This is a genomic window from Oxalicibacterium sp., from assembly GCF_057353965.1.
The window spans coordinates 396,334-416,498 of record NZ_JBMQZD010000001.1 but is presented as its reverse complement, the minus strand read 5'-3'; the positions used below and the strand labels follow the sequence as shown (position 1 = coordinate 416,498).

Here is a 20,165-nt window from a genome sequence, read left to right as displayed (position 1 = left end):
CCGCGCTATTCGGGCGGCGATCCGCTACAATCAAATATTCTCTTTTTTTCGCTCACATTTATCATGATTCAGGGCAGCATTGTCGCAATCGTTACTCCCATGCACGAAGACGGTTCACTCGATTTGCCGGGCCTTCGCAAGCTGATCGACTGGCATATCGCCGAAGGCACGGACGGCATCGTCATCGTCGGCACCACCGGCGAATCGCCGACGGTTTCGGTCGAAGAGCATAGCGAACTGATCCGCATCGCGGTCGAGCATACGGCAAAGCGCATCCCTGTCATCGCCGGTACCGGCGGCAACTCCACATCCGAAGCGATCGAACTGACCGAATATGCGAAAAAGGTCGGCGCCGATGCCTCGCTGCTCGTCGTGCCGTACTACAACCGCCCGACGCAGGAAGGCATGTACCAGCACTTCAAGAAGATCGTCGAAGCGGTTGACCTGCCAGCGATCCTGTACAACGTGCCGGGCCGCACGGTGGCAGACATGTCGAACGAAACGATTCTCCGCATGGCGCAGGTGCCGGGCGTGATCGGCGTCAAGGATGCGACCGGCAACATCGCGCGCGGCGTCGACCTGATGCGTCTGGCGCCGAAGAATTTCGCCGTTTATTCGGGCGACGATCCGACCGCGATGGCGCTGATGTTCTGCGGTGCAAAGGGCAATATTTCGGTGACTGCCAACATTGCGCCACGCGCAATGCACGAGCTGTGCGATGCCGCGATCAACGGCCGCGTCGCCGAAGCAATCGCCATCAACAATAAAGTGTTCCCGTTGCACAGCAAGCTGTTCATCGAGCCGAATCCGGTGCCGCTGAAATGGGCGATGGCGGAAATCGGCCTGATTCCTTCGGGCATGCGTCTGCCGATCGTCCCGCTGGCCAAGGAATATCACGATGTCGTGCGTGCGGCGATGCGCGAATCGGGTGTATTACAATAAGCGTTGCCCGATTCTCGGCGCGCCTGCAGCATTCCATCATTTATCTCGGAAGATTCGTCAATGGCTCCACGCAGTTTCGCACAACGCGGATTGATCTCGCTGTTCATGCTTGCCGGTCTGGCAGGGTGCAGTTCCCTCAATTCGGCACTCGAACCAGGGCACATCGATTACAAGAGTGAGACCAAGAAAACGCCGACGCTCGAAGTGCCGCCGGATCTGACGCAATTGCAGCACGATAACCGCTATGCGCTGCCGGATGCGGCGCGCGGTACCGCGACGGCATCGCAGTACAACAAGCAGGCGGATGCGCGCGACGAACGCCAGGTCGTGACGGTGGCGCCGAACAAGATTGCGGACATCCACATCGAGCGTGACGGTTCACAACGCTGGCTGGTCGTCGGTCAGGCACCGGAAGCACTGTGGCCGCGCATCAAGGATTTCTGGCAGGAGAACGGCTTCCTGATCGATATCGATTCGCCGCAGACCGGCATCATGGAAACCGACTGGGCGGAAAACCGCGCCAAGATTCCACAGGATTTCCTGCGCAAGACTATCGGTCAGATCTTCGATTCGCTGTATTCGACCGGCGAGCGCGACAAGTTCCGCACGCGCCTGGAACGTCGTGCCGACGGCGTGACGGAAATCTATATCAGCCACCGCGGTGCGGAAGAGGAACTGACCGGCTCCGACAAGGAAACCACGATCTGGACGCCACGTCCTGCGGATCCGGGCTTGGAAGCAGAATTCCTGTCGCGCATGATGACCTATCTCGGCGTCGAGGAAAAACGTGCGCGTGAAGCGGTGGCCGGCGGTGCCGTCCAGCAAGCGCCGCGTTCGCGACTGCTGAAGAGCGTGCAGGGCAGCTACGTCCAGGTGGATGAAGGATTCGAACGCGCATGGCGTCGCGTCGGCCTGGCGCTGGACCGCGTCGGCTTCACGGTCGAAGACCGTGATCGTTCGCAAGGTCTGTATTTCGTCCGCTACGTAGATCAGAACGAAGATGCGCAGACCACGCAGAAGAAAGGTTTCTTCGGCAACCTGTTCTCGTTCGGTTCCAAGGACGACAAGGACAAAAAGGCCGTGCGCTACCGTATCGCGGTCAAGGGCTCGGGCGACGCCAGCCAGATCACCGTGCTGGACAATAACGGCAAGGCAGAAGCATCCAAGACGGGCGAACGCATTCTGACCCTGCTGAACGATCAGCTCAAATAACATCGCAACGATGTCTGTTGCTGCCGAGGTGCGTGCATGAAATTCGCCAGCCTCGGCAGCGGCAGTGAAGGCAACTCCCTCCTCATTTTCACCCAATCCGGCACGACGCGCACCACGGTCATGCTGGATTGCGGCTTTGCCGTGCGCGAAACCGAGCGGCGTCTTGCGCGGCTGCAACTCGCGCCTGACGACATTTCGGGCATCATCGTCACCCACGAACATCAGGATCATATCGGCGGCGTGTTCAAGCTGGCCCGTCGTTATCGCATACCGGTCTGGCTGACCTACGGCACGTATCAGGCGATGCAAAGCCATTGCGACGGCGTGTCACTGCATTTTTGCCGAGATTCGGAGCGCTTCGTCATCGGAGATATGGAATTGACGCCTTATACGGTGCCGCACGATGCACGCGAGCCGGTGCAATACATTGCGCACGACGGCAATCGCAAGCTTGGCGTGCTGACAGATGCCGGCCATGCAACTGCGCACATGATTGCTGCGCTGGGCGGTTGCAACGCGTTGATGCTGGAATGCAATCACGATCGGCAGATGCTGAAGGATTCGCGTTATCCCGAGTCGCTGAAGCGGCGCATCGGCGGCGATTATGGCCATCTGTCGAACGAGTCTGCGGCCGAGATTCTTGCCGAAGTAGATCGCACGCGATTGACGCGCGTGGTGGGAGCGCATCTGAGCTTGAAGAACAATACGCCGGAACTGGCATTGGCCGCATTGACGCCTGTGGTGCAGGGTGCCGTTGCACTGACGACCGCTTGTCAGGAAGAAGGGTTCGACTGGACGGATTGCTAGCCGTAAAAGAATGACCGTTGCGGTTTAAGAGAGCAAAGCAAGAATCGGCTAGGCCGAAATGCCTAGCCAAACAAAAAGCCGACCCGCAGGTCGGCTTTTTTCATTCAGACAGGCTGAATTATTTTGCAGGAGCTTCTGCCGGAGCGGCAGGAGCTTCAGCAGCCGGAGCAGCTTCGGTAGCGGCCGGAGCTGCTGGTGCTTCTGCTGCTGGTGCAGCTGCCGGAGCTTCAGCGGCCGGAGCGGCTGCAGGAGCTTCAGTAGCGGCCGGAGCTGCCGGTGCTTCTTCTTTTTTGCTGCAAGCGGTCAGGGCGATAGCCAACAGGGATGCGATCAGCAGGGATTTGGTCATGATTTATCTTTCAAATAACGTGGTTGATTGTGATATGGCGATCAATAATTACCGGTCATTATCGCGCGTAGGTGCCTGTTTGTTGTTTCGACCATTGTTGCGGTGCGACGCAACGCAAGCGTCCTAGCAACAAATTATAGCGCTTCTTTTTGCCTATGACACAACGGTTTTACACTTTGTTAAGGTCGATGTACGAATGATACAAAAGGTTCGGGCAGGTATTTTTGATCGCGGATTTCGTGCCATTGTTCCGTGTTGAACGAAGATACGCAATCGGTCGAATCATGTTGATTTCAAATGCAGCCAACCGTCCTTGTACCATCCATGCAAGCCTTCGAGCAGTTCCGCGGATGCCGACTTGATTGCTTCTCCGGCAAGTTCTCTTTCGTTAGCTAGCATGACAAGAATTTCCTTGTCGACACCAGCTGTTTCGAAGGACATTCCATTGAGGAAAATGTAATTGCTGCGATGCAACATTTGCGTCTTGCGCGACAGTCTGATTCCTGACTTCTTCGCCAGTTGGACGAAGCGCGCCCTTGTCAGTTCCGTATCGGGAGCATCGAAATAAACGTGTGGCTTCGGTTCGGACAGATATTCGCCGAGAAAAAGTGCGATGTCATCCTGCGTGAAGCGTACCTTGTTCAATTCTGCGGTGATGCGCGACAGCATCGCGTTACCGATTTCCGCACGGTGCTTCGACGGTTTCAGATCGGGATCGGCGTAGCGGCCAGGAAGGTCGATTGTGTCGATCAGCGATTCCAGAAGAGCTTGCCCGAGTTCCTGATAGGACGGTGCACGAAAACCGATCGAATAAGTCATGCATTCGTCCATTGCCGTGCCTTCGTGGGCATATTTCGGCGGTAGGTAAAGCATGTCGCCGGGCGCGAGCACGAATTCCTCTTCCGGTTCGAAATGCTTGAGGATTTTTAGTGGTACGCCTTCCTGCAGTGTCAGGTCGGCTTGCGCACCGATACGCCAGCGCCTGTGGCCTTGGGCCTGCAGCAGGAACACGTCGTAGGAATCGAAATGCGCGCCGACGCCGCCGGTTTCGGTGGCGTAGCTGATCATCAGGTCGTCCAGTCGCGTGTCAGGCACGAAGCTGAACTGGCGCATCAAGGCATCGACCGCATCGTCGTGCAGGTTGACGCCCTGTACCAGCAGCGTCCAGTTTTTTTGCGTTAGCGGTGGAACCTCGCTGAACGGGCCGCTGTCCATTTTCCAGCGGCGTTTTTCGCGTGTGATCAGCCGCGATTCCACATCGTCGCGGGCTGCCAGATCGAACAGTTGATCGCGCGACAGCAAAGGCTTGAAATCGGGAATGGCCTGGCGAATCAGCAGAGGTTTCTTGTGCCAGTAATCACGCAGGAATTCGGCAGCGGTCAACCCGCCCAGCAGAGTCAGTTTTTTCATCGTGCCATTATAGGTCAGGCACCTGCCCGACAGAGAGCGAAAGGGTATGAAAACGGCTCGGAGTATAATGCCCGCATTCAATGAAAGGATCATCATGCAGATAGCCAAGAACACGGTCGTGACCGTGGAATACAAACTGTCGGACGCTCAGGGTGAACTGATCGAGGAAAGCCGCGAACCGATGACGTATCTGCATGGCGGATACGACAATACGCTGCCGAAGATTGAGGAAGCGCTGGAAGGCAAGACAGTGGGATTCGAGGACACGATCCAGGTCGAGCCACATGATGCTTTCGGCGACTACGATCCTGAGCTGGTGAAGATCGAGCCGCGTAATCGCCTGCCGACGCCGCTGGAAGTTGGCATGCAGTTCGAAGGTTCGCCGGAAACGCCAGACGATGACGAGATGCCGGTGATCTTCACGGTGACGGACATCGCGGACGACAAGGTGGTGCTCGACGGGAATCATCCGCTGGCCGGCATGGCGTTGCGTTTCACGCTGAAGGTGACGGGCGTACGCGAAGCGACCGAAGAGGAAATCGCCCATGGTCACGTGCACGGTCCGCACGGTCACCACCATCATGGCGACGACGATGAGGATAGCGCGGGCGACCAGTTCCGCAGCCATCCGATACATTGAGATCGTTTCACCCATTAAAAAAGGATGCTTCGGCATCCTTTTTGTTTTTTGCGTGGAGCGACGGCATCAAGGCGTGGAGGCGTTGTGTCCCGTGATGGATGCGACAGCCGGTGTTACGACGGCGAACAGCTGCGGCTGTGCAGGGTTCACCTTAATCTTGGTCCACGGTGCGGCCGCACGCAGCATGCCGACGTTGTCGTGCCAGAGGATGCCTTTCGCTGAGTGCGCATCCTGCTCTGCATGCACGATGAGGATACGGCCCTGGAAGGTCGCGGCCGATTTCAGAATGTGGTGACGGATCTCGGCATAGCCGCCGCGTTTGCCGCCGAAGAAGATGCCGGAATCATGTTCTCCATGGGCGGCCATCGGATTGCCGTCGCAGAAGAGCACGATGCCGTTCAATCTGCTTGCCTTGGCGGTGATGAAAAGCCGCTTAAGCCAATCATTGTTGGCAACCTGACGATCTTCGTATTCGCTGTTGCGGCCGGCCGCGTTCTGGAAATTGTTGTTGTTGGATGGCAGATTGATCGTCGCAAACAGTACGTCGCCGATGCGCCAATGCATGTTTTCCGCATACATGCGAAATGTCGGAATCGTCGACTGCCGGATCAGCGGAATCTGGCTTTGGCCAAACGAGAATTCGCCAACGAAGAACAGTTCGCGCAAACGGCGCAGACGTTCGATGGCGATCGACTGTTTCATCGCATTGACGCAGTCTGCCCAGTCGCCGGAAGTGGGAGAGACGATCAATCCGTTCTTCGCGCTTTCGTATAGCGCATGCCGCTCGTTGTACAGATCATCGGTGCAGGACTCGTCGTCGGCCTTGATGCCGTTGGCGACGACAAAGGCGAGGTTGTCGGCATCGGTTTCATCGATCGCCTTGCGCAGCAGCGTTGTTGCCGTGGCTGCGTGCGCAGGCCGGGCGATGACGCCGAAGCTGAAGGCTTCGCTTGCCTGCGCCAGCAGCGGGCACAGTAGGATCAGGCAGAGCAGCGAACGAAGAATGGACGATTTCATGCGGGGCCTTGTCTGCTTCGCTGGTTGTGCCTTAACTATGCCTTGGTTATGCCTGAGTTGGCCTTAACTGCCCGACTGTCTGCTCAGCTCTTTCAACCGGTACAGTGCTTCGAGCGCTTCGCGCGGCGACAGCGCATCGGGATCGATGTCGGCGATGGCATCATCGACCATTGAAAATTGCGGTGCGGTGATTTCCGGCTCGCTTGCGATGCCGTCGCGTTCCGTAAACAGATCGAATTGCGGCGTCTGCTGCACCGAATGCGCTTCCAGCGAAGCCAGATGCCGGCGCGCGGCGCGGATCACGGTTTGCGGCACACCGGCCAGTTGCGCCACCTGCAAGCCATAGCTCTGCGATGCCGGTCCGGTCTGCACTGCGTGCAGGAAGACGATGCGATCCTTGTGCTCGACGGCGGACAGATGCACGTTTGCCGCAGTCGGATGCGCTTCCGGCAATTGCGTCAATTCGAAATAATGGGTGGCGAACAGCGTGAAGCTGCGTGTGGATTCGATCAGATGGCGTGCGATCGCCCAGGCGAGCGCCAGGCCATCGAAGGTCGACGTGCCGCGGCCGACTTCATCCATCAGCACCAGCGAGTGTTCGGTGGCACCGTTCAGGATGGCGGCCGATTCCGTCATCTCGACCATGAAGGTGGAACGGCCGCCGGCCAGATCGTCGGCCGCGCCGATACGCGTGAAGATGCGATCGATCGGGCCGATGACAGCGCTGGCAGCCGGGACGAAGCTGCCGACGTAGGCCAGCAGCGTAATCAGCGCAACCTGCCGCATGTAGGTCGATTTACCGCCCATGTTGGGGCCAGTGATCAGCAGCAGGCGACGTTCGTCGTTCAGCATGCAATCGTTGGCGATGAAGCGTTCGATGTGATTCTCGACGACAGGATGGCGGCCTTGTTCGATGGCGATGGCGGGTTCGGCCACCAGTTGCGGCGCGCACCAGTTGTTGCGCAAGGCATGATCGGCGAGCGACACCAGCGTGTCCAGTTGCGCCAGTGCATGTGCAATGCTTTGCAGAACCGGGATGTGCAGCAGCAGTTGCTGCAGCAACTGGTCGTACAGGAATTTCTCGCGTGTCAGTGCGCGTTCCTGTGCCGACAGCGCCTTGTCCTCGAATGCCTTCAGTTCCGGCGTGATGTAACGCTCGGCATTCTTCAGCGTTTGGCGGCGGCGATAGTCGTCTGGCACCTTGTCGGTCTGGCCGTGCGTGACTTCGATGTAGAAGCCATGCACTTTGTTGTATTCGACGCGCAGGTTGGCGATGCCGGTACGTTCGCGCTCGCGCGTTTCCAGGTCGATCAGGAACTGGCCGGCGTTTTCGGACAGTCCGCGCAGTTCGTCCAGTTCTGCATCGTAGCCGCGCGCGATGACGCCGCCGTCGCGCACCATTGCGGCGGGTTCCATTGCGATCGCGCGCTCCAGCAAATCCAGACATTCGCCTGGCGTCGCCAGCGCATCGTGGATGGATTTCAGCAACGGCGCATCGGCATCCTTGTTGCACATCGATACATAGGTGCGCAGCGACGGCAGTTGCTGCAGGCCGTTGCGCATGCCGGCGAGATCGCGTGGGCGGGCGCTCATCAGTGCAATGCGTGTGGTGATGCGTTCGATGTCGGGCACCGAGGCTAGCGTCGACGAGATGCCGCCGGTGGCGTCGGCGCGCATCAGTGCGTTGATGGCGGCGTGGCGTGCAACGGCAACGCGCTGGTCGCGCGGCGCGTGATGCAGCCAGTGGCGCAGCAGGCGTGAGCCCATCGCGGTGCGGCAATGGTCGAGCAGCGAGAACAGTGTCGGTGCGTTGTCCTGGTTGCGCAGCGATTCGGTCAGTTCCAGATTGCGGCGCGTGGCGGCATCGAGGCCGATGAATTCATTCTCGGTTTCGACGGTCAGCGTGCGTACATGCTGTAGTCCCTGGCTTTGCGTCGATTGCGCGTAGCGCAACAGGGCGCCGGCGGCGCCGATTGCCGGTTTGAGTCGATCGGCGCCGAAGCCGCTCAGTGTGGCAACCTGCAATTGTTCAAGCAACGCCTTGCCGCCATGCTCGCTGTCGAAGTGCCAGTCCGGCACCAGCGTAGTGCGGGCGAGGGCATAGTCACCGAATGCGTCGAACGGCTGGTCAATGCCGCCCGACAACAGGATTTCGGCCGGCGCGATCCGTTCCAGTTCCTGCTTCAGGCGCATTTCCACCTGCTGTGCATCGACGGTGAATTCCATCAGCTTCAGCGCGCCGCTGGCCATCGACAGCCAGGCGAGGCCGATCGTGACGTTTTTGCGTTGCGTGCTGCTGTTCAATGCGAGCAGCGGACGTTCGGCCTTTTCCGGCAGCAGATCGGAATCGGTCAAGGTGCCGGGCGTGATCACGCGTACGACCTTGCGCTCTACAGGCCCCTTGCTGGTGGCGGGATCGCCGATCTGTTCGCAGATCGCAATCGATTCGCCGAGCTTGACCAGCTTCGCCAGATATTGCTCGACCGAGTGGAATGGCACGCCAGCCATCTTGATCGGATTGCCGTTGGAAGAACCGCGTTGCGTCAGTGTGATGCCGAGCAGGCGCGACGCCTTTTCGGCATCGTCGAAGAACAGTTCGTAGAAATCGCCCATCCGGTAGAACAGCAGCGTCGTCGGATGATCGCTCTTGAGACGCAGGTACTGCTGCATCATCGGCGTGTGTTTTTCGTGCGACGGAGAGGATCTGTTTTCGTTTGCCGGCAATGACATGGTCGGTTCTGGTTCGTCAACAGCGCGCGAGCCGCCGGATGGTGTGCATCGGCGGTGCGCCCAGGATAAAGACGACATTGTATGCGACGCCACCGTCTTTGTAGACCGGCATGGCGGGGCGGGCACTTGCGACGGTGTGCCGCAAGTGCCGGGATCGCGAGGGTTAGCGTCCGCGCCCTGCGTTGCGTTGTGGCTGGTTGCCGTTGCGATTGGCGGAGGAGGCTCCCGATCGGTTGTTCGGACGCGGCGCGCCATTGGCCGGCTTGGCTGCCGGCTGCGACTGGCGCGATCCGCCGCCGGCTGCGCGCCCCGGCTGCTGCGGACGGCGCCCGCCGTGGCCCTGGCTGCGCAACTGGATCGGTTGCGGCTTTGCATTCGGGTCCGGTTCGAAGCCGACGATGACTTCCGCCGGCAGCTTGCGCTTGATCAGCTTTTCGATGTCCTTCAGCATCACGTGCTCGTCGACGCAGACCAGCGAGACGGCTTCGCCGGTTGCGCCGGCGCGGCCCGTGCGGCCGATGCGGTGGACATAATCCTCCGGCACGTTCGGCAGATCGTAGTTGACGACGTGCGGTAACTGGTCGATGTCGATGCCGCGCGCGGCGATGTCGGTAGCGACCAGTACCTGTAGTTTGCCGTCCTTGAATTCGGCGAGCGCCTTGGTGCGCGCAGACTGGCTCTTGTTGCCGTGGATCGCCATGCCGGAAATGCCGTCCTTGCCGAGCTGTTCGACCAGACGGTTGGCGCCGTGCTTGGTGCGCGTAAAGACCAGTACCTGCGACCAACTGCGGCTCTTGATCAGATGTGCGAGCAGCGGATGCTTGCGGTCGCGATCGACCGGGTGGATCTTCTGCTCGATGATTTCGACGGTGGAATTCAGCCGCGCGACTTCAATCGTCGCCGGATTGTTCAGCAGGCCGTTCGCCAATGCCTTGATCTCGTCGGAGAAGGTGGCGGAAAACAGCAGATTCTGGCGCTTGGGCGGCAAGGCGGCGAGCACCTTGCGAATGTCGCGGATGAAGCCCATGTCCAGCATGCGGTCGGCTTCGTCCAGCACCAGGATTTCGATGTTATCCAGATTGACCGTACCTTGCTGCATGTGATCCAGCAGGCGGCCCGGTGTCGCGACGAGAATATCCACGCCGTGCTGCAGCAGCTTGATCTGCGGATTGATGCCGACGCCACCGAAGATGACGGCCGACGACAGGTTCGTGTACTTGCCGTAGGCGCGCACGCTTTCCTCGACCTGTGCGGCGAGTTCGCGGGTCGGCGTCAGCACCAGCGCGCGGATGGCGCGTGGCGACGTGCGTGTCTTATGCGGCGTGCCGCTGGTTGCGAGACGATGCAGTACGGGCAGCGTGAAGCCGGCGGTCTTGCCGGTGCCGGTCTGTGCGCCGGCCAGCAAGTCGCCGCCGGTCAGCACGGCGGGGATCGCCTGCGCCTGAATGGGAGTGGGAGCGTTGTAACCTTGTTCGGTCACGGCACGAACAATGCCTTCGGCCAGGCCGAGGTCGGAAAATGACATGTGAAACTCGATGAAAAAAGTGATCGGCCTGTCGCCGCGTGGCGCCAGTCGCAGGCAAACGGATTCGGTGTTGGGAGCGTCGTTATGGACGGCGGCAGAGGACTGGTGCGATGCCGCGTGGCTGCAGTATAGCAGCGCTGCCTGCGCAGCGCCGCTATTTGCGATGTTTATTTGTATGGAGCGAGCAGGGAAACCATCTGCGCGAAGATTTTTGGCGAACCGGCAATGATGTCGCCCTTGTACAGATAGTCGGATTCGCCGGTGAAATCGCCCATGATACCGCCCGCTTCGGTAACCAGCAGCGAACCTGCGGCGATGTCCCACGGCTTCAGGCCTTTTTCGAAGAAGCCGTCGAAACGGCCGGCCGCCACGTAGGCCAGATCCAGTGCAGCCGAACCGGGGCGGCGCAGGCCGGCGGAATTCTTGATGATGGCCTTGAACATCTCGATGTATTCGTCGAGGCGACGCATGTCGCGGAACGGGAAGCCGGTGCCGAGCAATGCTTCGGACAGTTTGTCGCGCTTGGAGACGCGGATGCGCTTCTCGTTCAGGAAGGCACCGCCGCCCTTGCTTGCGGTGAAGAGGTCGTTGCGTGTCGGATCGTAGACGACGGCCTGCGTGATCTGGCCTTTCTGTTGCAGTGCGATCGATACGCAGTATTGCGGAAAGCCGTGGATGAAGTTGGTGGTGCCGTCGAGCGGATCGATGATCCAGACATTTTCGGATTCGTCGTGCAGGTTGGCCGATGCGCCGGATTCTTCGGCGAGCACGGCATGATCGGGGTACGCGTTCAACAGAATCTCGACAATCGCCTGTTCGGCGGCGCGATCGACTTCGGTGACGAAGTCGTTGTGTCCCTTGTCGGTGACCTTCACGCGATCCAGGTCGAAGGAGGCGCGGTTGATGACGGCGGCGGCGCGACGCGCGGCCTTAACCGCCGTATTGAGCATGGGGTGCATAGGGATTCCGTTAAAATGGCGGCGCTTCGCCTGTACGAACGCGCTACCCGATTCGAATTAATGAGCGATGCGGCATAAAGGGCTGGTCGAGTGTGCGAAAAATCGCACAAGGCCATCGTTCCAGCCGGATTGCCGCGCAATGCCGCTATTTTAAATGAACCAGCCGCAAACCGACACGCCTCTTTTCAAACGCCTGCGCTTCGTGCTGGTGGAAACCAGCCATCCGGGCAATATCGGCGCCGCCGCGCGCGCGATGAAGACGATGGGATTTGCCGAGATGGTGCTGGTCAATCCGCGCGACATGGCATTTGCACAAAACGAGGAAGCCATTGCCTTTGCCAGCGGTGCGCTGGATGTGCTGAATGCCGCGCGCGTCGTTACGTCGATCGACGAGGCCTTGCAGGGGGTGCATTTTGCTGCGGCGCTATCGGCGCGGCTGCGCGAATATTCGCCCCCCATCCTGTCGCCTCGTACGGCATCTGCAACGATGTCGGCTATCGAGGCGCCGGTGGCGCTGGTGTTCGGTAACGAGCGCTACGGTCTGCCGAACGAAATCGTCGAGAAGTGCAATGCGCTGATCAACATTCCGGCCAACCCTGAATACGCTTCGTTGAATCTGGCACAGGCGGTGCAATTGCTGGCTTACGAATGCCGCATGGCTGCATCGGGAGAGAATCTGACGGAAGCCGGTATCGGCTTCCAGGGTGAGCCGGCGAGCGCAGAGCAGGTCGAAGGCATGTTTGCGCATCTGGAGCAGGCACTGATGGAGATCGACTTCCTCGATCCGCAGAATCCGAAGAAACTGATGCCGCGCCTGAAACGCCTGTTCGCGCGTACGCAGCTGGAGACGGAAGAGGTCAACATCCTGCGCGGCATTGCGCGCCAGATCATCGAAAGGCGGCGCCGGCTGGATTGATGCTGGCGCAGCGTATCGGTGGCTGCGCCAACGAAGATTTCAGCGAATGCTTCGGCGATTTAGTGCCAGGAGCGCACCAGACCCACCGCCAATCCTTCCAGTGCGAAATCGTCGCCATCGCCGACACGAATGACCTTGAAGTCCGGATTTTCCGGCAGCAGTTCGATCGCCGAACCGGTCTTGCGATAGCGCTTGACCGTTACGTCGTCGCCGATGCGGGCGACCACGATCTGGCCGTTGCGCGCCTGATCGGTTTTCTTCACTGCCAGCAGGTCGCCATCCAGGATGCCGACGTCGCGCATCGACATGCCGCGCACTTTCAGCAGGTAGTCCGGCTTGACCGGGAACATCGACGGATCGACGTTGTACGTCTGTTCCACGTGTTCCTGCGCCAGAATGGGGGAACCGGCGGCGACGCGGCCGACCAGCGGCAGGCTCAACTGCATCAGTGCAGGATGCGGCAGTGCCATCTGCGACGGCGCCTCGCGTTCGTTCGATCCGCTGTCGCGCAAACGGATGCCGCGCGAGGTGCCGGGCGAGATTTCGATCGCGCCCTTGCGGGCCAGTGCCTGCAGATGTTCTTCCGCCGCGTTGGCAGAACGGAAACCAAGTTCGGCGGCGATTTCCGCGCGCGTGGGCGGAAAACCGGTGTTTTCGATCGCGTCGCGAATCAGGTTGAGGATTTGTTCCTGGCGGGCGGTAAGCTTGATCATGGCGGCTTGTGCTGTGAATGCAGACAGTATGGGATTTTATACAGTATTTGCATCAATGCAAGCGCCATGTGCCAGGCGCCTCGTCGCATGTGGCCGAAACGGCAGTGGGCATGGCCCTAAATGCTTGAATGAATTGAATTTTCGCCGGATTCGCGGTATAGTTGCGGGCTTTTCCTCTTCCCACACTCGTCTGACGCCGGGGTGGGCGTTTAATCAAGTCCATAAGGAGCTTACATGCGTCACTATGAAATCGTATTCATCGTGCATCCCGATCAGAGCGAGCAAGTGCCTGCAATGATCGAGCGCTACAAGGGTATCGTCACTGCACGCGGCGGCGTTATCCATCGCGTGGAAGACTGGGGTCGTCGTCAAATGGCCTACATGATCCAGAAACTGGCGAAAGCACACTACGTCTGCCTGAACATCGAATGTGACAGCGAAACGCTGGCTGAAATCGAAACCGGCTTCAAGTTCAACGATGCCGTTCTGCGTCATCTGACCGTGAAGATGAAGAAGGCCGAAACCGCACCTTCGCCGATGATGAAGGCCGTGCAGAAGGAAGACGCTGCCAAGAGCCATCGCAACGAGGCGCCTGCTGCCTAAGTCCTGGCGTACCGGGAGTGTGAATCAGGTTTTTGAAGCCGTTTCGTGAACCAGTTTCAATTTGTTGCCACCATCGCCGAGCGCGAAATTCTGCGTTACACGCCGGCAGGCGTACCGATAGTGGAAGCAAGATTGCTGCACAGTTCGCAGCAAATTGAAGCGGGAACCCCCAGGTTGGTCGAGTTTGAAGTTGCCGCGATTGCCGCGGGCGAGATTTCGGGCAGATTCAACCAGGCCGAACTGGGCGGGACATTCAGATTCACAGGTTTTCTGGCACGCAAGGGACGCAACGGCAAAAGCCTTGTTTTCCATCTCACAGATTTCGAAAAACACATTTAGATACAGGAGCCAAAAATGGCATTCGGTAAAAAATTCGACAAGAACAAACTGAAAGAAAAACGCAAACAGCAGAACCCGCTGTTCAAACGCAAGAAGTTCTGCCGCTTCACCGCTGCAGGCGTCGAGCAGGTCGATTACAAAGACATCGACACGCTGAAGGATTTCGTTCAGGAAAACGGCAAGATCATGCCGGCACGCCTGACCGGCACCAAGGCAATCTACCAGCGCCAAGTGGATACGGCGATCAAGCGCGCACGTTTCCTCGCGCTGCTGCCGTACACCGATCTGCACAACGCCTAATCAACGACTGAATCAGGAGAAAAAACATGCAAGTCATTCTGTTGGAAAAAGTCGTTAATCTCGGCAACCTGGGCGAAGTCGTCAAAGTCAAGGACGGTTACGCACGCAACTTCCTGATCCCGCAACGCAAGGCACGCCGTGCAACGGCAGCTGCGCTGGCAGAGTTCGAAGTCAAGCGCGCCGAGCTGGAAAAGATCGCTGCAGAAAAACTGGCTGCTGCACAAGCGCAAGGCGAGAAGCTGTCCGGTCAATCGATCCAGATCGGCCAGAAAGCCGGTGTGGATGGCCGCCTGTTCGGTTCCGTCACTAACTTCGACATCGCGGAAGCGCTGGGCAAGCAAGGTTTCGGCGTCGAAAAAGCCAACATCCGCATGCCGCAAGGCCCGCTGAAGATGACCGGCGAGCACCCGGTTTCGGTAGCGCTGCACACCGACGTTGTCGTCGATATCACGATTTCCGTGGTCGGCGAACAGGCCTAAAAGCAACACTGCATTCGATGCAACAAAAAGCCGGGTTTTCCCGGCTTTTTTCTTGTCCGCTTCCTCTAAGCATCGGTCGCCAGCAGGTATAATGCGCGCCATGAATACGCCAGCCGATCCGCAGCTCGACTCCCTTCGTGTTCCGCCGCACTCCATCGAATCGGAACAATCGGTTCTGGGCGGTCTGCTGCTGGACAATGCGGCATGGGACCGTATCGCGGATTTCGTCAGTCAGGAAGATTTCTACCGCTACGATCACCGCATCATCTTCCAGCACATCGCCAAGCTGATCAACGGCTCGCGTCCGGCCGACGTCATCACCGTTTTCGAAGCGTTGACCAACAGCGGCAAGGCCGACGAGGTCGGTGGCGTCGCCTACCTGAACGCGCTGGCGCAGAACACACCGTCGGCAGCCAACATCCGGCGTTATGCCGAAATCGTGCGCGACCGCGCCGTGCTGCGCAAGCTGATCACCGTTTCCGACGAAATTTCCGGCGCCGCTTTCAATCCGCAGGGCAAGGAAGTCAAGCAGATGCTGGACGAGGCCGAATCCAAGATCTTCGCGATCGCGGAAGAGGGCGCGCGCGGCGCACAAGGCTTCCAGGAAATCCAGCCGCTGCTGACGCAGGTCGTCGAACGCATCGACGAACTCTACAACCGCGACAGCACCAGCGACATCACCGGCGTGCCGACCGGTTTCGCCGATCTCGACCGCATGACATCCGGCCTGCAGCCGGGCGATCTGGTCATTGTCGCCGGCCGTCCGTCGATGGGTAAAACGGCATTTTCGGTCAACATCGGCGAGAACGTCGCGATCGACAGCGGTCTGCCGGTCGCCGTGTTTTCGATGGAGATGGGCGGCACGCAGCTGGCGATGCGTATGCTGGGTTCGGTCGGCCGTCTCGATCAGCATCGCCTGCGCACCGGCCGCCTGAATGACGAGGACTGGCCGCGCCTGACGCATGCGATTCAGAAGATGAACGATGCGCAATTGTTCATCGACGAAACGCCGGCGCTGAACTCGATGGAATTGCGCGCGCGTGCGCGCCGTCTGTCACGCCAGTGCGGCAAGCTGGGCCTGATCATCATCGATTACCTTCAGCTGATGGCGGCGAATTCGGCAGGCGAAAACCGCGCAACCGAAATTTCCGAAATCTCGCGTAACTTGAAGGGCCTGGCGAAAGAGCTGAATTGCCCGGTGATTGCGTTGTCGCAGCTGAACCGCTCGCTGGAACAACGTCCGAACAAACGCCCCGTGATGTCCGATCTGCGCGAATCCGGCGCCATCGAGCAGGATGCCGACGTGATCCTGTTCATCTATCGCGACGAGGTCTACAACCCCGATTCGCCCGATAAGGGCACGGCCGAGATCATCATCGGCAAGCAGCGTAACGGCCCGATCGGCGCGGTGCGCCTGACCTTCCTCGGCCAGTACACGAAATTCGAAAATTACACCGGTTCCAACTCGGTGTATCAGGGCGACTGACATGATTCGCTGCGCCATGACTTCCTCGATTCATCGCCGCCACATAAGAGCGGTTCTCTATCCGGTTTCCCTATTCTAATTTTCAAAGAGAATAATCATGTTTGGACGACTCCTGCCGAAAGACGGCAAATTCTTCGACCTCTTCAACGAGCATGCCGAATACTGCGTCAAGGGTGCGAAGGAAATGGTCGCATTGATGACCAATTTCGACGATCTCGAAATTCGTGTGCATGCGATCGAAAGCATCGAGAAACAGGCCGACAAGGTGACGCATGCGACGCTGGATGCGCTGCACAAGACCTTCATTACGCCGCTGGATCGCGACGACATCCACCAGCTGATCTCGCGCATGGACGATATTCTCGATCTGCTCGAGGATGCGGCGCAGACCATTTCGCTGTACGACATCAAGACCATCACGCCGGAAGCCAAGCGCCTCGCCGAACTGTGCCAGGCCTGCATCGAGAAGGTCGCCGCGGCCGTCAAGCTGCTCGACAACATGGACAATTCGCGCGAAATCCTCGGCATCTGCCAGGAAATCGATCGTCTCGAATCCGATGCGGACCATGTGATGCGTGCGGCCATGTCCAAGCTGTTCCGCGAGGAACCGGATGTGCGCAACCTCATCAAGCTGAAGGCGATCTACGAACTGCTGGAAACGGTGACGGATCGCTGTGAAGACGTTTCCAACATCATCGAAGGCATCATCGTCGAAAACGCATGATCGACGCGCAGGCGTCTCTTCCGGTTAGGTTGCTGCGCAGTCTGAACCGGGTGTATTGAACCAAGACTAGATACCCCATGCAAACTCTTCACATGAGCCTTACCGTGCTCGCTTTTCTGATCGTGCTGGCATTGGTGTTCGATTTCATGAACGGCTTCCACGATGCAGCCAACGCCATTGCGACTGTCGTGTCGACCGGCGTGCTGAAACCGCAGACGGCGGTGGCGATGGCGGCAGCCTTCAATTTCATTGCGATCGGCGTCTTCCACCTGCAGGTGGCATCGATGATCGGCAAGGGCACCATCGATCCGCACGTCATCGATCATTACGTCGTATTCGGTGCGCTGGTCGGCGCCATCATGTGGAACGTCGTCACCTGGTATTTCGGGCTGCCGTCCTCTTCCTCGCATGCGCTGATCGGCGGCCTGGTCGGTGCTGCCGTCGCCAAGGCAGGCACCGATGCGCTGGTTGCTTCCGGCCTGATCAAGATCATCCTGTTCATCGTGCTGTCGCCGCTGCTCGGTTTCATTTTCGGAGCGTTGATGATGGTGATCGTGTCGTGGCTGTTCGTGCGATCGTCGCAACGTACGGTCGATCGCATCTTCCGCCGTCTGCAACTGGTTTCCGCGGCCATGTACAGTCTGGGTCACGGCGGCAACGATGCGCAAAAGACAATGGGTATCATCTGGATGCTGCTGATCGCTGCAGGCGTCTCGGCCCCTGAAGATCCGCTGCCGATGTGGGTCGTGATCAGCTGCTACAGCGCGATCAGTCTCGGCACGTTGTTCGGCGGCTGGCGCATCGTCAAGACGATGGGACAGAAGATTACCAAGCTGAAGCCGGTCGGCGGCTTTTGCGCGGAGACCGGTGGCGCCTTCACGTTGTTCCTGGCGACGGCGCTGGGCGTGCCGGTTTCGACCACGCATACGATCACGGGTGCCATCGTCGGCGTCGGCGCGTCGCGCAAGATGTCGGCCGTGCGCTGGGGCGTGGCGGGCAACATCGTCTGGGCATGGATTTTCACGATCCCCGCTTCGGCCTTTGCCGCGGCAATCGCCTGGTGGATCGGTACGATGATTCTTTGAGTCCTGCCGCAATAAAAAAAGCCTGCCGATTTGGCAGGCTTTTTTGTTTGTGACGTACCGCGATTACAGCACGTCGCTTGCGTGATCCGCCAGGCGCGAGCGTTCGCCGCGCGCCAGCGTCACGTGACCGCTGTGCGTCCAGCCCTTGAAGCGATCGACGACGTAGGTCAGACCGCTTGAACCTTCGGTCAGGTAAGGCGTATCGATCTGCGCGATGTTGCCGAGACAGACGATCTTGGTGCCCGGGCCGGCACGCGTGACCAGCGTCTTCATCTGCTTCGGCGTCAGGTTCTGCGCCTCGTCGATGATCAGGTACTTGTTGACGAAGGTGCGGCCGCGCATGAAGTTCAGCGACTTGATCTTGATGCGCGAGCGGATCAGGTCCTGCGTCGCCGCACGACCCCATTCGCCGGCATCAGTGTCGGCCTTGTTCAGCACTTCGAGGTTGTCGTCGAAGGCGCCCATCCACGGCGACATCTTTTCCTCTTCGGTACCCGGCAGGAAGCCGATGTCTTCGCCGACCGGAACCGTTACGCGGGTGACGATGATCTCGCTGTAGAGCTTGGTTTCCAGCACCTGCGCCAGACCCGAAGCCAGCGCCAGCAGCGTCTTGCCGGTACCGGCCTGGCCGAGCAGCGTAACGAAATCGCATTCCGGATCCATCAGCAGGTTCAGCGCGAAGTTCTGCTCGCGGTTGCGCGCCGTCACGCCCCACACGCTGTTCTTCGTGTGCGTGTAGTCGCGCAGCGTCTGGATCACGGCGGTCTTGCCGTTGATCTGGCGCACCTGCCCATAGAAGGACGCTTCACCGTTCTGCGGTTCCATGAAGACGAACTGGTTGACCAGCATCTGCGGCACCAGCGGACCAGTCAGGCGATAGAAAGTGTAGCCGGTGCCGTGCTTGTTTTCCTGCCACGATTCCATGCCCTTGCCGTGCTTGGTCCAGAAATCGTCCGGCAGCTGCATGATGCCGGAGTAGAGCAGGTCGGTGTCTTCGAGAACGTGGTCGTTGAAATATTCCTCTGCCGGCAGGCCCATCGCGCGCGCCTTGATGCGCATGTTGATGTCTTTGGACACCAGCACGATGGCGCGCCCCGGAAACTGGTCTTCTAGTGCGCGGACCACGCCGAGGATCTGGTTGTCGGCCTTGCCGATCGGCAGGCCGTCAGGCAGCGAGGCATTCTGCAGCTTGGTCTGGAAGAACAGGCGCCCGCGCGCATCCTTGTTGCCGAGTTTGGAGAGCGGAATGCCTTCGTCGATTTCGTTTTCCTCGACGCCGCTGACCAGCGCATCCAGCGAACGCGATACCTGGCGTGCGCTGCGTGCCACTTCGGACATGCCCTTCTTGTGGTTGTCCAGTTCTTCCAGTGTCACCATCGGCAGATAGACGTCGTGTTCCTCAAAACGGAACAGGGAAGTCGGATCGTGCATCAGCACGTTGGTGTCGAGCACGAACAATTTCGTCATGCCGCCGACCTTGGCGATCGGTCGACGGCTTGTCGCTTTCGATGCGGAGGATGTCGGTTGCGAAGAGACAGCACGTGGTTTTTCGACGGGAATCTTGTCGATCTTGGCGCGTGGTGGAGCAGGTGGCGTATCGATCTTGCGTGCAGCGGGTTCGATCAGGGTCAGCGATTTGACGATCTTTTCCTTGTCAGCCTTCGGATAGTCTTGCGGAGACAGTAATGCAGCGGGCTTGGTCGGAATTTTTGGTAGGGGCATCAGGACCTCGATCTGGAAAGTATGGGAAACAGCGTACAGACGACTACAGCCAAAGAACGATGGAAGAGGGTTGAGGGAAGGGAAAAAATGGTAACGGCAGCGGCGCACGGCAGGAGCGTACGTCGCGGATCGAAAAGCAAAAAAGCCGTTTGGGACGGCGCGAGGCCTGATCCGCAAACGGCTTTTTCAGATGAATATTCTTTTGAA

General features: G+C 59.1%; 20 protein-coding genes. 12 read left to right on the top strand and 8 right to left on the bottom strand.

The features are described from left to right. The first annotated feature begins 63 nt into the window (after positions 1-63). Genes dapA through ACO1VH_RS02090 form a run of 3 tightly spaced genes read left to right on the top strand, consistent with a single transcriptional unit; the run spans position 64 to position 2,961 of the window. Positions 64-942, top strand: coding sequence for a 4-hydroxy-tetrahydrodipicolinate synthase (gene dapA / locus ACO1VH_RS02100; protein WP_486242067.1), 879 nt, complete (start codon positions 64-66; stop codon positions 940-942). Between the two features lie 60 nt (positions 943-1,002). Further along, positions 1,003-2,154: an outer membrane protein assembly factor BamC gene (gene bamC / locus ACO1VH_RS02095; protein ID WP_486242065.1), complete on the top strand. Its 1,152-nt coding sequence runs from the start codon at positions 1,003-1,005 to the stop codon at positions 2,152-2,154. A gap of 36 nt (positions 2,155-2,190) precedes the next feature. Further along, positions 2,191-2,961 carry an MBL fold metallo-hydrolase gene (locus ACO1VH_RS02090; protein WP_486242064.1) on the top strand — a complete coding sequence of 257 codons (771 nt, stop codon included), beginning with the start codon at positions 2,191-2,193 and terminating at the stop codon, positions 2,959-2,961. Between the two features lie 118 nt (positions 2,962-3,079). On the opposite strand, the gene ACO1VH_RS02085 is transcribed toward ACO1VH_RS02090, so the two are convergent. Beyond that, positions 3,080-3,310, bottom strand: coding sequence for a hypothetical protein (locus tag ACO1VH_RS02085; RefSeq protein ID WP_188419265.1), 231 nt, complete (start codon positions 3,308-3,310; stop codon positions 3,080-3,082). A gap of 282 nt (positions 3,311-3,592) precedes the next feature. Beyond that, complete coding sequence (locus ACO1VH_RS02080; protein ID WP_486242062.1) at positions 3,593-4,720, bottom strand: JmjC domain-containing protein; 1,128 nt, start codon at positions 4,718-4,720, stop codon at positions 3,593-3,595. Between the two features lie 94 nt (positions 4,721-4,814). Here ACO1VH_RS02080 and ACO1VH_RS02075 point away from each other — a divergent pair, with 94 nt between their 5' ends. Next, positions 4,815-5,360 (top strand): FKBP-type peptidyl-prolyl cis-trans isomerase, encoded by a 546-nt coding sequence (locus ACO1VH_RS02075; RefSeq protein ID WP_486242060.1) that lies wholly within the window; start codon positions 4,815-4,817, stop codon positions 5,358-5,360. A gap of 66 nt (positions 5,361-5,426) precedes the next feature. Here ACO1VH_RS02075 and ACO1VH_RS02070 read toward each other — a convergent pair whose 3' ends face one another. The 4 genes from ACO1VH_RS02070 to ACO1VH_RS02055 form a co-directional block, all read right to left on the bottom strand. Further along, positions 5,427-6,377 (bottom strand): hypothetical protein, encoded by a 951-nt coding sequence (locus ACO1VH_RS02070; protein WP_486242059.1) that lies wholly within the window; start codon positions 6,375-6,377, stop codon positions 5,427-5,429. A 63-nt stretch (positions 6,378-6,440) separates the two neighbouring features. After that, positions 6,441-9,107 (bottom strand): DNA mismatch repair protein MutS, encoded by a 2,667-nt coding sequence (gene mutS / locus ACO1VH_RS02065; protein ID WP_486242057.1) that lies wholly within the window; start codon positions 9,105-9,107, stop codon positions 6,441-6,443. A 163-nt stretch (positions 9,108-9,270) separates the two neighbouring features. Then, positions 9,271-10,632 (bottom strand): DEAD/DEAH box helicase, encoded by a 1,362-nt coding sequence (locus ACO1VH_RS02060; protein ID WP_486242055.1) that lies wholly within the window; start codon positions 10,630-10,632, stop codon positions 9,271-9,273. Positions 10,633-10,799: 167 nt separating this feature from the next. Then, positions 10,800-11,591, bottom strand: a complete 792-nt coding sequence (locus ACO1VH_RS02055; protein ID WP_486242053.1) for an inositol monophosphatase family protein — start codon at positions 11,589-11,591, stop codon at positions 10,800-10,802. 154 nt (positions 11,592-11,745) lie between these two features. On the opposite strand from ACO1VH_RS02055, the gene ACO1VH_RS02050 reads away from it, so the two are divergent. Next, positions 11,746-12,507 carry an RNA methyltransferase gene (locus ACO1VH_RS02050; RefSeq protein ID WP_486242052.1) on the top strand — a complete coding sequence of 254 codons (762 nt, stop codon included), beginning with the start codon at positions 11,746-11,748 and terminating at the stop codon, positions 12,505-12,507. 59 nt (positions 12,508-12,566) lie between these two features. Here the strand turns inward: ACO1VH_RS02050 and lexA are convergent, their stop codons facing one another. Next, complete coding sequence (gene lexA / locus ACO1VH_RS02045) at positions 12,567-13,220, bottom strand: transcriptional repressor LexA (RefSeq protein WP_486242050.1); 654 nt, start codon at positions 13,218-13,220, stop codon at positions 12,567-12,569. 234 nt (positions 13,221-13,454) lie between these two features. On the opposite strand from lexA, the gene rpsF reads away from it, so the two are divergent. The 7 genes from rpsF (at position 13,455) to ACO1VH_RS02010 (ending at position 18,236) form a co-directional block, all read left to right on the top strand. Continuing rightward, positions 13,455-13,823, top strand: coding sequence for a 30S ribosomal protein S6 (gene rpsF / locus ACO1VH_RS02040; protein WP_188419258.1), 369 nt, complete (start codon positions 13,455-13,457; stop codon positions 13,821-13,823). 45 nt (positions 13,824-13,868) lie between these two features. Continuing rightward, complete coding sequence (gene priB, locus ACO1VH_RS02035; RefSeq protein ID WP_486242048.1) at positions 13,869-14,162, top strand: primosomal replication protein N; 294 nt, start codon at positions 13,869-13,871, stop codon at positions 14,160-14,162. A 15-nt stretch (positions 14,163-14,177) separates the two neighbouring features. Continuing rightward, entirely contained in the window at positions 14,178-14,462 is a 285-nt protein-coding gene (rpsR, locus tag ACO1VH_RS02030) for a 30S ribosomal protein S18 (RefSeq protein ID WP_188419256.1), read from the top strand. Between the two features lie 26 nt (positions 14,463-14,488). After that, a complete protein-coding gene (rplI, locus tag ACO1VH_RS02025; RefSeq protein ID WP_486242047.1) occupies positions 14,489-14,941 on the top strand; it encodes a 50S ribosomal protein L9 in 453 nt (150 codons plus the stop codon). Positions 14,942-15,041: 100 nt separating this feature from the next. Beyond that, positions 15,042-16,427, top strand: coding sequence for a replicative DNA helicase (locus ACO1VH_RS02020; RefSeq protein ID WP_486242829.1), 1,386 nt, complete (start codon positions 15,042-15,044; stop codon positions 16,425-16,427). A 97-nt stretch (positions 16,428-16,524) separates the two neighbouring features. Further along, positions 16,525-17,151 (top strand): DUF47 domain-containing protein, encoded by a 627-nt coding sequence (locus ACO1VH_RS02015; protein ID WP_486242046.1) that lies wholly within the window; start codon positions 16,525-16,527, stop codon positions 17,149-17,151. 77 nt (positions 17,152-17,228) lie between these two features. Beyond that, positions 17,229-18,236 (top strand): anion permease, encoded by a 1,008-nt coding sequence (locus ACO1VH_RS02010; RefSeq protein ID WP_486242044.1) that lies wholly within the window; start codon positions 17,229-17,231, stop codon positions 18,234-18,236. Positions 18,237-18,299: 63 nt separating this feature from the next. Here the strand turns inward: ACO1VH_RS02010 and ACO1VH_RS02005 are convergent, their stop codons facing one another. Beyond that, positions 18,300-19,958, bottom strand: coding sequence for a PhoH family protein (locus ACO1VH_RS02005; RefSeq protein ID WP_486242043.1), 1,659 nt, complete (start codon positions 19,956-19,958; stop codon positions 18,300-18,302). Between the last annotated feature and the right edge of the window lie 207 nt (positions 19,959-20,165).